We start from the raw sequence: 12571 nt of genomic DNA, 5'->3' as shown, positions 1-12571 counted from the left end.
GCCCTGGCGACCGCCACGCCGCCGCCGCGGGTGCCGGCCGGGGCCACGCCGGCCGCCGCACCCGGCGTGCTGCGGGTGCTGGTCGTCGACGACAACGTCGACAGCGCCGAAAGCCTGGCCGAGGTGCTGGAGATGAGCGGGCACCAGGTGCGCGTCGCGCACGACGGCCCGGCGGCGCTGGCCGTGGCCGGCGAGTTCCGGCCCCAGGCCATCGTGCTCGACATCGGCCTGCCGGGCTTGAGCGGCCATGAAGTGGCGAAGCGCATCCGCGGCGAGGACTGGGGGCGCGCGATCCACCTGGTCGCGCTGAGCGGCTGGGGGCAGGCGGAAGACCGGAAGCGCTCGCGCGAGGCGGGCTTCGATGCGCACTTCGTGAAGCCGGTCGACCTGGACGAGCTGGAGGCGGTGTTACGGCGCGCGTCGGAGGGCGCGACGGCCGGCTGATCAGCCCTGCGGGCGCTGCCCCTCCCGCGTGATCACCGAAAACCGCCCGTCCGATTCCATGAACGCGCGCCGCACGTCGGCCAGGTTGCTGACGCCGTTCTGCCGCAGTTGCGACTGCAGGTCGTCCAGCGTCAGGAATTCTTGCCGCAAGTTGCGGTGCAGCACCCGGCCGTCGCGCACCAGCAGCAGCGGCGGCGGCTCGGCGAAGCGGCGCACCGCATCGAAGCGGAACGAGGCCCAGTCGAGCAGCCAGTTCCAGCCCATCAGCGTGAGCACCAGCACGCAGCCTTCGGGCACCGTGTCGTAGCCGCCGGCCATCGCGTTCTGCGACGCATCGGCGATCAGCACGACCAGCAGCACGTCGGCAATGCCGACCGAGCCGACGTCGCGCCGCAGCACGAAGCGGAACAGCGCGAACAGGAACCAGTAGATCAGCGTCCCGCGCACCACGAGTTCGAGCGGCGGGACGTTGAACGCGAAGATCGACAGGTCCATCGCGACAGGCGGTCCGGGACGCGTTCGTCAGTGCGCGGCGTCCAGCCTGGCCAGCAAGGTTTCCTTGCGTGCCTGCACCTGCTCACCCAGGTCCTTCAGGTCGAGCTTCGCCCGCACCTTCGGGAACAGCTCGTTCTGCTCTTCCTTCACGTGGTGGTCGATGTACTCGCCGAGCACCTTGACCTTGGCGTCGTACATGTCGTCGTCGGGCGAGCTCGATTGCAACTGGGCGATCAGGTCCTTCGCGCTCGCATGCTCGACGGTGGCTTCGTCGAGCAGGTCGTCCTTGTCCTGCAGTGCGTCGCGGCAGGCCGGGTAGAAGATCTCTTCCTCGATCTGCGCGTGCACCGTCAGCTTGTTGCAGATGTCGAGCGCCAGCGCCTCGCGTTCGCTGGCATCGGCTTCGGCCTTCGCGAGCTTCTCGTACTCGGCGAACAGCTTCTTCACCTCGGCGTGGTCGGCGCGCAGCAGCTTGATCGCATCGGCCGGCGGTGCCTTGCGGGTGCGCGTGGCGGTGGCGGTGTGCGAACGGGTGGCGGTGTGGGATGTCGGCATGGGAACTCCTGTTAAGTGACCCCTCCAATCTATGCACTCGAACCGCATCCGCTGTAGGAGAAGCACGCGACTGTGAGTGCGAACTTGCGAGCCCTGCACAGGTACGCCGTTTGCCCATGATCGTCACGCCACGACAGGGACAGCCCATGACCACCCGATACATCGATGACCACGGCAGCACCGCGCGGCTGACCGACAACCCACGCCCCGCGCGGCCGCTGTCGCACGTCGGCAAGGCGGTTGCCGACTGGCTCCGCACACCGGGCAAGGCGGGCCGCTACGGCTTGCTGCTCGCCGGGGCCAAGGTGTTTCTCGGCCGCCATCGTCCGAGCGGCAAGCGTGTCGCCGCCGGTGTCGGCATCGCCGCGGCGCTGGTCGCCGCTGTCTGGATCCTCGGCCGCCCGCGGCGCTGAGCATCCCCCACTTCAGGAGACTGCAATGACCAAGCCCGCCAGCCCCTCCACACCGCGCCCGTCGAACAAGCCACGCAGCATCCACGACGCCGGCAGCCCCGACACCAAGCACGGCCCGAAGGCCGGCACCAACCCGGATGGCGCGACGCCCGCCGAACTGCCGTCGGCCGAAGCCGGCAAGGCCAGCCTGCACAAGCCGGCGCCACCCGACCTGCAGTCGACCCAGCCGCGCAAGACGCCCTGAAGACGAGAACCCGAAGGACACCCCATGCCGAAGACTCCCCCGAAGACCTCCGCCGGCAAGCGCCGCCCGATTCCGCCGAGCCCGGCCGGCCAGGAGCGCCAGGCCGTCGAGGTGCAAGCCCTGGCGGCGGCGATCCCGTACAACGCCAACAAGCCGAACGAGATCGGGCGCGACAACGCGATCGCGCCGCCCGTCGGGCAGCGCAGCCAGCTGTCATCGGCCTCCACCGGTGCCGGCACGCTGAGCGAGGCCAACGACACCGGCAAGACCGGTGAGGGCGGCGACGCTGCGCCGTCGCACGAAGGCTTCGGCTCGCTGCAGCGCGTGCGCGCCGATGCCGACGGCGAGGTGCTGACGACGAACCAGGGCGTCGCCGTCGGCGACAACCAGAACTCGCTGAAGGCCGGGCTGCGCGGGCCGACGCTGCTCGAAGACTTCATCCTGCGCGAGAAGATCACCCACTTCGACCACGAGCGCATCCCGGAGCGCATCGTGCATGCGCGCGGCTCGGCCGCACATGGCTACTTCGAGTGCTACAAGCCGCTGACCAGGCTGACGCGCGCCGCACCCTTCGCCGACGCCGGCAAGCGCACGCCGGTGTTCGTGCGCTTCTCCACCGTGGCCGGCGAGCGCGGCTCGATCGACACCGCGCGCGACGTGCGCGGCTTCGCGATCAAGTTCTACACCGACGAGGGCAACTGGGACCTGGTCGGCAACAACATCCCGGTGTTCTTCATCCAGGACGCGATGAAGTTCCCCGACCTGGTCCATGCGGTGAAGCCCGAGCCGCACAACGGCATGCCGCAGGCCGCCTCGGCGCACGACACCTTCTGGGATTTCGTCTCGCTGATGCCGGAGTCGACCCACATGCTGATGTGGGTGATGTCCGACCGCGCGATCCCGCGCAGCTACCGGATGATGCAGGGCTTCGGCGTGCACACCTACCGCTTCGTCAATGCGCGCGGCGAATCGAGCTTCGTCAAGTTCCATTGGAAGCCGCTGCTCGGCACGCACTCGCTGGTGTGGGACGAAGCGGTGAAGCTGGCCGGTGCCGATGCCGACTACCACCGGCGCGACCTGTGGGAGGCGATCGAGGCGGGCGACTACCCCGAGTGGGAGCTCGGGCTGCAGGTGTTCAGCGAGGCGCAGGCCGAGGCCTTCAGCTTCGACGTGCTCGACGCCACCAAGATCATCCCCGAGGAGCTGGTGCCGCTGCAGCCGGTGGGCCGCCTGGTGCTGAACCGCAACCCGGACAACTTCTTCGCCGAGACCGAGCAGGTGGCGTTCTGCGTCGCGCACGTGGTGCCGGGCATCGACTTCAGCAACGACCCGCTGCTGGCCGGGCGCATCCACTCGTACGTCGACACGCAGATCTCGCGGCTCGGCGGGCCGAACTTCCATGAGATCCCGATCAACGCGCCGCTCGCGCCGGTGCACAACAACCAGCGCGACGGGATGCACCGGCAGGCGCTGAACCGCGGGCGGGTCGCCTACGAGCCGAACTCGCTCGGCGGCGGGTGCCCGTTCCAGGCCGGCTCGAAGGGCTTCGTGTCGTTCCCGCAGCCGATCGACGGCGAGAAGCTGCGCGGCAAGCCGGAGAAATTCGCCGACCACTACACGCAGGCCACGCTGTTCTACAACAGCCAGACGCCGGTGGAGCAGGCGCACATCATCGGCGGCTTCCGCTTCGAGCTGAGCAAGGTGACGGTGCCGGCGGTGCGCGAGCGCATGGTGGCCTCGCTGATCAACGTCTCGAAGCCGCTGGCCAAGGCCGTCGCCGACGGGCTCGGCATGGCGTTGCCGCCGCCGTTGCCGCGCGCGCTGCCGAAGCCGGCACGGCCGGAGGTGACGGTGTCGCCGCCGCTGTCGCTGGCGGCACGGCCGGGCGAGGGCGGCGTCCGCACGCGCCGCATCGCGCTGCTCGCGGCGCATGGCGTGGCCGGCAAGCCGATCGCGAAGCTGCTGGCCGCGTTGCGCAAGGCCGGCGCGGTGCCGACGGTGGTCGCGCCGCGCATCGGCGCGGTCACCACGGCCGACGGCGAGCCGCTGGAGGCCACCGGCTCGCTCGAGAACTCGCCGCCGGTGCTGTTCGACGCGGTCGTGCTGCCCGATGGCCCGAAGGGCGTCGAGGTGCTGCTCGGGCTCGGGCAGGCGCTGGAATATGCGACGCTGACGTGGCGCCATGGCAAGACGCTGCTGGCGCTCGGCGCCGGCCGCGCGCTGATCGAGAAGGCGCAGGTGCCGACCACGCTCGGCGATGGCTCGCCGGACCCCGGTGTGCTGTTCGGCAGCGGCGACGACAAGACGGCACAGGCCTTCATCGCGGCGGTGGCGAAGCACCGCCATCCGCAGCGCGAAGGGGATCCGCCGCGGGTGTGATCCGGGACGCTACTTCGGCCGGGGCGGCTTCAGCGCCGCATCCAGCCGCGAGAGCGTGCCGCTTCGCAGCTGCGCCACGGCCGCCAGCACGGCCTGCGCGACCTGGCGGGTCTCCTGCTGGAACGCGGTATCGGCATCCAGCGTCTCGTGGCTGTTGAAGTACGGCTCGAAGTAGCCCAGGTAGCGCGCGAGCTGCGCACCATCGCCCGCATCGACGAGCCCCATCCAGTCCAGCCAGTCGGCAAGCGCATGCCGCTGCTGCTCGACGCCGGCCACGTCGCCATGCACCACCAGGCCGTACACGCGGCCGGCCAGGTGCTTCGGAAAATCCCAGCCGCGCTCTTCGATCGCCTTCGCCTCGGCCGCCTTCTTGCCGTGCGTGCTGCTCGGGTCCGGGTTGCCGCCATCGGCGCAGACCAGCCGGTCGATCATCAGCTTCAGCGGGCTCGGGGACTGGTACCAGTAGGTCGGCGCGACGATCACGATGCCGTGCGCGCTGACCCAGCGCTCGTAGATCTCGGCCATCCAGTCGCTCGCCTGGTCGAGTGCATGGTTCGGGTAGCAGCTGCACGGCCAGTGGCACAGCGGCATCGCGGTGCCGACGCAGCCCTTGCACGGATGGATGCGGCGCCCGTACTCCGAGGTCACGAGGCTCAGGTCCAACAGGTCGGCATCGACGCCGGCGCGCACGACCTCCTCGCGCACCAGGCCGCCCAGGCGCCAGGTCTTCGACATCTCCCCGGGGCAGGTGCCGTCGTTGCGGGCGCTGCCGCAGATCACCAGCACGCGCGAGCGCGTGCCGGGCTTCGCCCAGTTCGCCTGCGCGGCCTTCAGGCGCTGGTGCGTGTCGAGCCACTCGACCGAGGTCTCGTAGCCCGGGTCCGCGAAGCCCGGGCCGGCGGGCCGGGTGACGGGCGCCTTGCGCCCTTCGTCGACGGCGAGCCAGGCGATGGCCTCGAGCCGCGCGATGGCCGCGCGCTCGCCGTCGTACGCCGGATCCGCCCAGCGCTGCCGGAAACGCCGGCCGAACTCGTCGCGCGTCAGCGGCGTGTCGGCCTGGCCGGTACGGACCTCGGTCATCTCAAGGGCACGCCATCAGTGGAAGAACAGCGCGATCAGGATGATGATCGGAATGGGGACGCCGAGGAAGAACAGCAGCAGGGATCGCATCGGATGTCTCCGGTTGATGGTGAATTCAGAGGTCGCGCTGGCGGCCGCCCCAGGTCGCGCACAGGCTCGCGACGAAGGCGCCGGCCAGCAGCGAGATGAACAGCCACAGCGACGCGTAGGCCGAGGCCTTGCGCGCGCTGTCGGCGGTGTCGCGGGCCCGCGCCTGCGCATCGTTCAGCGCGGTCTGCAGCCGGGTCCAGGTGTCGGTGACGCGCTTCTCGGCATCCGCCTGCGACAGGCCGGTGCGCTGCGAGATCAGCTGGCCAAGGTAGCGCGTGTCGTCGGTGGGCAGCGTCGCAGCGCGGCCGGCGGTGGCGAAGATGCGCGTCACCTCGGCGAGCGGCGGCGCGTCGGTGGCGGTGACCGTCGCGTTGGCGTCGCGGCGGAACAGCGCGTCGGCGTGGTAGCTCATCAGCTCGGAGGAGCCGCCGGCCGCGGCGGCCGTCGCCACCGTTGCACCGGCCGCGCCGCCGACGCGCGCGGTCGTGCCGACGATGCCGCCGATCGCGCTGCCCAGCAGCGCCGCGGTGGCGAGCGATGCGACCGCCCACGCGAGGAAGCCATGCGCCGTGTCGCGGAAGTAGATCTCGTCGGCAGCGGTGTCGGCCCAGCGCGTGCGCAGCCGGCCGGCCAAGTAGCCGCCCATCCCCGACGCGGCGAGCTGCGTCAGCGTGACCCACAGGATCGTGCCGGCGCCGACGGCGGCGGCGCTGGCGCCGTCGCGCGCCCACGGCGAGATCGACGACAGGCCGAGCCCGACGCCGAGCACCAGCAGGATCAGCGACAGCGCGGCCGCCGCGGCCGCACCGGCGAGCACAGCGCCCCACGACACCGCGCTGCGGGGCGCCGCCTCGGTCCGCTGGGCCGGCGCGGGAGCGGCGCGAGGACCGGTGGAGATGCCGACGCTTTCGACGTTCTGATAAGCCATGACCGTGGTCTCCTGAAGGGGATGGATCCATCGTCGTCGTGCGCCGCGGCGCTGCGCGTCGGACTGCGATGGCACGCGCTGTAGGAATAGGGCGCGACCGGCGGCCCGACGTCACCGAAGCCGCCGGCCGGCCCTTACAGTGGCTTCAACCCAGGAGCACGCCATGTCGAAACGCCAACACAGCACGCTCGCGCAACGCAGTGCCGAACTCGCCTTCGCGGTGCCGCCGGTGATGGCGCACCGCATCGCCCGCATGGCCTTGGCGGGCGCCGCGCCCTCCCCCCGCGACCAGCGCGAGTTCAAGCTGATGAGCGCCGAGAAGACCGCCGCCTTCCAGCAGTCGTGGATGGCGATGGGGCTGCAGGTGTGGCGCGCGCAGCAGGCCTTCGCGGTGTTCTGGTGGCGCGCCTGCCTGTCGCCCTGGGGCCCGCCGTCGGCGCAGGCGATCGGCACGCACCTGCAGTCGGCCGCGCTCGGCGTGCTCGGCCAGGGCCTCGCGCCGGTGCACCGCACCGCGGTGGCCAATGCGAAGCGGCTGTCCAGAACCCGGCTGCGATGACGATGGACACGCCGCCGCTGATGCTGGTGCTGCTGCTGGGCGCACTGCTGCCGGTGGCGGTGTGGCTGGGCTGGTCGCTGCACTGCTCGCGGCGGCTGCATCGCCATGAAGTGGGCGAGCGGCAACGCACCGCGCAGCTGCTGCTCGATGCGCAGGTGCGGCACACCGAACTGCAGTCGCAGCTCGAGGCCCTGGTCGCCGCGCGCACCGCCGCGCTGCAGGCCAGCGAGGCGCGCATGCGCACGATCTTCGCGACCAGCTTCCAGTACCAGGGCCTGCTGGCGCTCGACGGCAGCGTGCTCGACGCCAACGAATCCTCGCTGCGCGGCATCGAGTCGACGCTCGACACGGTGATCGGCCGCCCGTTCTGGGACACGCCGTGGTTCGCCCGCACGCCGGGCATGCCGCAGACGGTGCGCCAGGCGGTGCAGGCGGCGGCCCAGGGCCACAGCCTGCGCCAGGAGATCCGGCTGCTGCTGCCGGCCGGCTGGCGGCAGTTCGACTTCGCGATGCGCCCGGTGCACGACCGCGACGGCGCGGTGGTCGCGATCGTGCCCGAGGCGGTCGACGTCACCGAGCGCCACCAGGCCGAGGAGCGCCTGCGCCAGGCACAGAAGATGGAGGCCGTCGGCCAGCTGACCGGCGGCGTCGCGCACGACTTCAACAACCTGCTGCAGGTGATCTCGGCCAACCTGCACCTGGTGTCGCGCCTCACGCACGCCGACGAGAAGGTCATGCAGCGCCTGGCCAGCGCCACCGACGCGGTGCGCCGCGGCGCCAAGCTGGCGAGCCAGCTGCTGGCCTTCGGCCGCCGCCAGGCGCTGGCGCCGCGGGTGGTCAACGTCGGCCGCTTCATCCACGGCATCGAGGACCTGGTGCGCCGCTCGATCGGCGAGGGCGTCGAGGTCGAGGCCATCGTCTCCGCGGGCCTGTGGAACACCTTCGTCGACCCGACGCAGATCGAGAACGCGCTGCTGAACCTGGCGATCAATGCGCGCGACGCGATGGATGGCAATGGCCGGCTGACGATCGAGGTCGGCAACGCCTTCCTGGACGACGACTACGTGCGCGGCCAGGTCGACGTGAAGCCGGGCCAGTACGTGATGCTGGCCGTCAGCGACACCGGCTGCGGCATGACGCCGCAGGTGCTGGCCCAGGTGTTCCAGCCGTTCTTCTCCACCAAGCCGACCGGCAGCGGCACCGGGCTCGGGCTGTCGATGGTCTACGGCTTCGTGCGCCAGTCGGGTGGCCATGTGAAGATCTACAGCGAGCCCGGGCACGGCACCACCGTCAAGCTCTACCTGCCGCGTGCGCACGAAGGCGCCGACGCGGTCGACGCGACGCCGGGCAGCGGCACCGGCGCCGGCGGCGACGAGACCGTGCTGGTCGTCGAGGACGATGCCGCGGTGCGCGGCGCCACCGTCGAGATGCTGCAGGAGCTCGGCTACCGGGTGCTGAAGGCGGGCGATGCCGACCAGGCGCTGGTCGTGATCGACGATGCGGTGGCGCACCACGCGGCGATCGACCTGCTGTTCACCGATGTCGTGATGCCCGGCCGCCTGAAGAGCCCGGAGCTCGCCGACAAGGCGCGTGAACGATTGCCCGGCATCGCGGTGCTGTTCACGTCCGGCTATGCGCAGAACGCCATCGTGCACGGCGGGCGGCTCGACCCGGGTGTCGAGCTGTTGCCCAAGCCCTACACCGCGCAGGCGCTGGCGACCAAGGTGCGCGCGGTGCTGGACCACGGGCAGTGACCATCCGCGGCACCCTGGAACAAGAAGTGTCCGCCGGCCGACGCAATCGGCACCTGACGCTTTTTGAAGGGCGCGGGCGCAGCGTGTCGATGGCCGCGGCAAACGCAGCGCCGGCGCGGCCCGGCCGAAAGCGGGGACTGACAAATCGCGGCCGCGGCGGTTGGCCCGCCATGGACCGCTTCTTGCCATTCATCCGACATCGCGCCGATGGTCGGCGTTCCTCCAGGGATGGAATCGATGTCTTCCAGAAAACCTGGTGCCGAGGATGCGGCGCCGATGTTCCAGCGACTGTGGTCCCGCATCGGCGGTGCGCCGCTGCGGCACGACGCCGATGCCGCAGCGCCCTCGACGATCCAGGACACGGGGTTCCCGTCGGGCAGCGCCTGGGCGGACACCGTGATCGAAGACGACCGGCGCGTGGCGCCCACCGATGATGCGAACAATGGCCTTTCGTGATGTCCTCTCCCGTGACGCGCGCCCCCGCGACGATGCCGCTGCTTCGTACCTCGATGACTTCGGTGATTTCAGTCAGAGTGGACGTGTCGTCGACGACACCCTGCCGCCCACCGAGGCTGCGCCACTGGCCGCTGCGCCCTGGCAGCTCGAGATGGGTGACACCGCCTCGCGCCGCATCGACACGCGCGATCCGATGGAGCCCCTGCGCTTCGACGGCATGGTGCTTCGCCCCTGGACGCGCGACGACGCCCGCGCGATGGCCGAAGCCGTCCGCGAATCGATCGGCACGATCGGCCGCTGGATGGATTGGTGCCACCCCGGCTACGGCGTGCGCGACGCGATCGACTGGGCCGATGACTGCGCCGACAGCCTGGCACAAGGCCAGGCCTGCGAGTTCGGGCTGTTCGACGAGCGCAGCGGCCGGCTGGTCGGCGGCGCCGGGCTCAACCAGTTCAACACCATCCACCGGGTCTGCAACCTCGGCTACTGGGTCCGCCAGTCGGCCCAGGGGCAAGGCATCGCGACCCGCGCCGCGCGTTCGCTGGCCAGCTATGGTTTCAGCGCACTGGGTTTCCAGCGCATCGAGATCGTCGTCGCCGAAGGCAACGAGCCGAGCCTTGCGGTCGCCCGCAAGCTCGGCGCGCAGTTCGAATGCCTCGCGCGCAACCGGCTGATGATCCGCGGCAACCCGGTGTCGGCGTGGGTGCATTCGCTGGTGCCCTGAAGGGGCATGACGACCCCTCGACCGGCGGGTACGCCGGTCGATCCCCCGGGGGGATGCGGGCCGGCTTGGGGCGGCCCGGCGCTCGGCCCTACGGAACCGCGGGGTAGGCGCCGGTCCCTTCCGGCCACGGCGTCAGCACCTCGACGCCGCTCTCGGTCACCGTGACCATGTGCTCCCACTGCGCCGACAGCGAGCGGTCGCGCGTGACCACCGTCCAGCCGTCGGGCAGCGTGCGCGTGCCGGCCTTGCCGGCGTTCAGCATCGGCTCGATCGTGAACACCATGCCCGGCGCGAGCCGCAGCCCCTGGCCGGGCTGGCCGTAGTGCGCGACCGTCGGCTCGTCGTGGTAGATGCGGCCGATGCCGTGGCCGCAGTACTCGCGCACGACGCTGAAACCCTCGCGCTGCGCCACCGACTGGATCGCGTGGCCGACATCGCCGAGCGTCGCGCCCGGGCGCACCGCGCGGATGCCGGCGCGCATCGCCTCGTAGGTGGTGTCGACCAGCCGGCGCGCGAGCGGCGACACCTCGCCGACCAGGAAGCTGCGGCTGGTGTCGCCGTACCAGCCGTCGCGGATCACCGCGACGTCGATGTTGACGATGTCGCCATCGCGCAGCACCTCGCCTTCCGACGGGATGCCGTGGCACACCACCTCGTTGACCGAGGCGCAGATCGTCTTCGTGTAGCCGTGGTAGCCGACGTTGGCCGGAATCGCCTTCTGCACCTGCACGATGTGCTCGTGGCACAGCCGGTCGAGCTCGCCGGTGCTGATGCCGGCCTTCACGTGCGGCGCGATCATCTGCAGCACCTCGGCGGCCAGCGCGCCGGCGGCGCGCGCCATCGCGAGATCGGCGGGCGGGTGGAACTTGACGTGGCGCGCCGGGCGCGCGCTCTGGCCATTCGCCGTGCGGTTCATCGGGCCACCCTCCGCGGTGCGCGCAGCGTGGCCGCCCGCGGCGGTTCCGGCTTCACGAACGACAGCGCCGGCTCCTTCGACTGCGCGGCGCGCAGCATCATCTGGCAGATGTCGCCGTAGCTCAGCGCGGGGTGCAGCTCGGCCAGCATGCCCACGCGCATCCAGTGCTCGGCCTGCGCGTTGATCGAGCGGCTCAGCGCATCGCTCGCGCTGCGCAGGTTGTCATGCATCTGGTCTGAAATCTTCACGATGCCCATCGGGTTCTCGCCATGAATGTATGGATCATATATGGTTCGTATATTACCAGCGCGGCGCCATCGCATCCCGATAGACTGCGCGCGGCCTGCCCCCGAGCACCGGCGAACCGGAGAACCCCATGCCCCCGCGAAACGAAGCCGACGGCTTCCTGCCCCGCATCCAGATCGTCACCGCCACGCGGCGCTACCTGCTCGGCGGGCCCGGCGCGGCGCCGGCCGGCGTGGCGCGGCCGCGTTCGCTGGCCAACGAGGCGCTGCGCTGGAGCTACGTGCTGCGCAGCCGCGAGCGCTGGCGCGACATGCCCGACGTGGCCGATCGCCACCAGGCCGATGCCACCGCGACGCTGGCGGCCTTCGGCCTGACGGACGAGGCGCTGCGCGAGATCGCGCAGGCCGGGCGCGTCGTCGTGACGATGCCGTTCGAGTCCGAGAGCGTCGGCTGGGAAGGCCGCATCTTCCCGTGGGAGTTCGTGCTGTCGCGCGCCACGCGGCGCTACCGGCGCATGGGGGCGTCCGGATCGGGGCTGACGGTGATGCGGCAGCTCGACCCTGTCGACGCGCCACCGCTGCCCGGGCGCCGCATGGACGGCCGGGTGCTGGTCGTGCAGTCGCTGCCCGGCGCGCTGGCCCAGGCCTATGACGCGGGCGACGAGACCGAGCGCGTGCGCCGCGCCTTCGGGCTGGCCGGCGACGACCCGCGCTGGCGCGTGGCCGTGAACCCGACGCTCGCCGAGCTGACGGCGCTGTGCGCGGCGTTCCGGCCGGAGATCGTGCACCTCTGCGGCTTCGACAACCACGAGGGCATCGCGAAGCTTGCGAACGGTGGCACCGGCACCGACGTGGCGGTGACGCTGCGCGACGAGCAGCGCAGTGCCGCCGACTGGCAGCGCGACGACAAGGGCGTCGTCGACGGTGTCCTGATGCGCCGCAGCGACGGCCTGCCGGTGATGGTGGCGCCGCCCGAGCTGGCCCATGCGCTGACCGGCGGCGGCCGGCACCGGCCGTTCTTCGTCGGCCTGAACCTGTGGAACTCCGCGGCCCGCATTGCGCCGCAGCTGCTGCCGGCCGGCGTGCTGGCGGCGATGGGCTTCCAGGATACGTTCGACGATGCGCTGGCCGAGTACTTCTTCGAGACGCTGTATGCGCAGCTCGCGGCGCAGGCCTGGAACCTGCCGGTCGCGTTCGAGCAGGCCTGGGCCGCGACGCGCGCGCAGGTCGACCTGGTGCCGGGCACCGGCATCGCGCTGTGGGCGCGCGCGCCGCTGGTCGCGCAGCGC

General features: G+C 71.3%; 15 protein-coding genes. 9 read left to right on the top strand and 6 right to left on the bottom strand.

Annotated features, from left to right (window positions below):
- Positions 1-444: response regulator (locus tag AC1D15_RS06910; protein ID WP_477825416.1), on the top strand; the 444-nt coding region annotated here is incomplete at its 5' end.
- Here AC1D15_RS06910 and AC1D15_RS06905 read toward each other — a convergent pair.
- Positions 445-939 carry a DUF421 domain-containing protein gene (locus tag AC1D15_RS06905; RefSeq protein WP_465110450.1) on the bottom strand — a complete coding sequence of 165 codons (495 nt, stop codon included), beginning with the start codon at positions 937-939 and terminating at the stop codon, positions 445-447.
- A gap of 27 nt (positions 940-966) precedes the next feature.
- On the bottom strand, positions 967-1494 hold the full coding sequence (locus AC1D15_RS06900; protein ID WP_047507268.1) for a hemerythrin domain-containing protein: 528 nt from the start codon (positions 1492-1494) through the stop codon (positions 967-969).
- Between the two features lie 146 nt (positions 1495-1640).
- Here AC1D15_RS06900 and AC1D15_RS06895 point away from each other — a divergent pair, with 146 nt between their 5' ends.
- The 3 genes from AC1D15_RS06895 to AC1D15_RS06885 are packed head-to-tail and all read left to right on the top strand — an operon-like array spanning position 1641 to position 4530.
- A complete protein-coding gene (locus AC1D15_RS06895) occupies positions 1641-1907 on the top strand; it encodes a hypothetical protein (protein ID WP_477825415.1) in 267 nt (88 codons plus the stop codon).
- A 25-nt stretch (positions 1908-1932) separates the two neighbouring features.
- On the top strand, positions 1933-2151 hold the full coding sequence (locus tag AC1D15_RS06890) for a hypothetical protein (protein WP_477825414.1): 219 nt from the start codon (positions 1933-1935) through the stop codon (positions 2149-2151).
- A 24-nt stretch (positions 2152-2175) separates the two neighbouring features.
- On the top strand, positions 2176-4530 hold the full coding sequence (locus AC1D15_RS06885; RefSeq protein WP_477825413.1) for a catalase: 2355 nt from the start codon (positions 2176-2178) through the stop codon (positions 4528-4530).
- A 9-nt stretch (positions 4531-4539) separates the two neighbouring features.
- Here AC1D15_RS06885 and AC1D15_RS06880 read toward each other — a convergent pair whose 3' ends face one another.
- Complete coding sequence (locus tag AC1D15_RS06880) at positions 4540-5610, bottom strand: flavodoxin family protein (RefSeq protein ID WP_477825412.1); 1071 nt, start codon at positions 5608-5610, stop codon at positions 4540-4542.
- A gap of 115 nt (positions 5611-5725) precedes the next feature.
- Complete coding sequence (locus AC1D15_RS06875) at positions 5726-6628, bottom strand: hypothetical protein (protein WP_477825411.1); 903 nt, start codon at positions 6626-6628, stop codon at positions 5726-5728.
- A gap of 163 nt (positions 6629-6791) precedes the next feature.
- Between AC1D15_RS06875 and AC1D15_RS06870 the strand changes: the two genes are divergently transcribed.
- The 4 genes from AC1D15_RS06870 (at position 6792) to AC1D15_RS06855 (ending at position 10121) form a co-directional block, all read left to right on the top strand.
- Positions 6792-7187, top strand: a complete 396-nt coding sequence (locus tag AC1D15_RS06870) for a polyhydroxyalkanoate granule-associated phasin (protein ID WP_477825410.1) — start codon at positions 6792-6794, stop codon at positions 7185-7187.
- A 2-nt stretch (positions 7188-7189) separates the two neighbouring features.
- Complete coding sequence (locus tag AC1D15_RS06865) at positions 7190-8941, top strand: ATP-binding protein (protein ID WP_477825409.1); 1752 nt, start codon at positions 7190-7192, stop codon at positions 8939-8941.
- A gap of 207 nt (positions 8942-9148) precedes the next feature.
- Positions 9149-9397 carry a hypothetical protein gene (locus AC1D15_RS06860; RefSeq protein ID WP_477825408.1) on the top strand — a complete coding sequence of 83 codons (249 nt, stop codon included), beginning with the start codon at positions 9149-9151 and terminating at the stop codon, positions 9395-9397.
- A 193-nt stretch (positions 9398-9590) separates the two neighbouring features.
- A complete protein-coding gene (locus AC1D15_RS06855; RefSeq protein WP_047507336.1) occupies positions 9591-10121 on the top strand; it encodes a GNAT family N-acetyltransferase in 531 nt (176 codons plus the stop codon).
- An 88-nt stretch (positions 10122-10209) separates the two neighbouring features.
- Here the strand turns inward: AC1D15_RS06855 and map are convergent, their stop codons facing one another.
- Together map and AC1D15_RS06845 are read right to left on the bottom strand one after the other, a co-directional pair.
- Positions 10210-10962 (bottom strand): type I methionyl aminopeptidase, encoded by a 753-nt coding sequence (map, locus tag AC1D15_RS06850; protein ID WP_052212267.1) that lies wholly within the window; start codon positions 10960-10962, stop codon positions 10210-10212.
- Between the two features lie 71 nt (positions 10963-11033).
- Positions 11034-11294: a ParD-like family protein gene (locus AC1D15_RS06845; protein ID WP_477825407.1), complete on the bottom strand. Its 261-nt coding sequence runs from the start codon at positions 11292-11294 to the stop codon at positions 11034-11036.
- 119 nt (positions 11295-11413) lie between these two features.
- On the opposite strand from AC1D15_RS06845, the gene AC1D15_RS06840 reads away from it, so the two are divergent.
- Positions 11414-12571, top strand: a 1158-nt coding sequence (locus AC1D15_RS06840) for a hypothetical protein (protein ID WP_477825406.1), incomplete at its 3' end; no start/stop codon positions are given.

The organism is Rhizobacter sp. P2_H2 (genome assembly GCF_056403375.1).
Note: the sequence above shows the minus strand (reverse complement) of the source record. Positions and strands in the feature narration are given on the sequence as shown.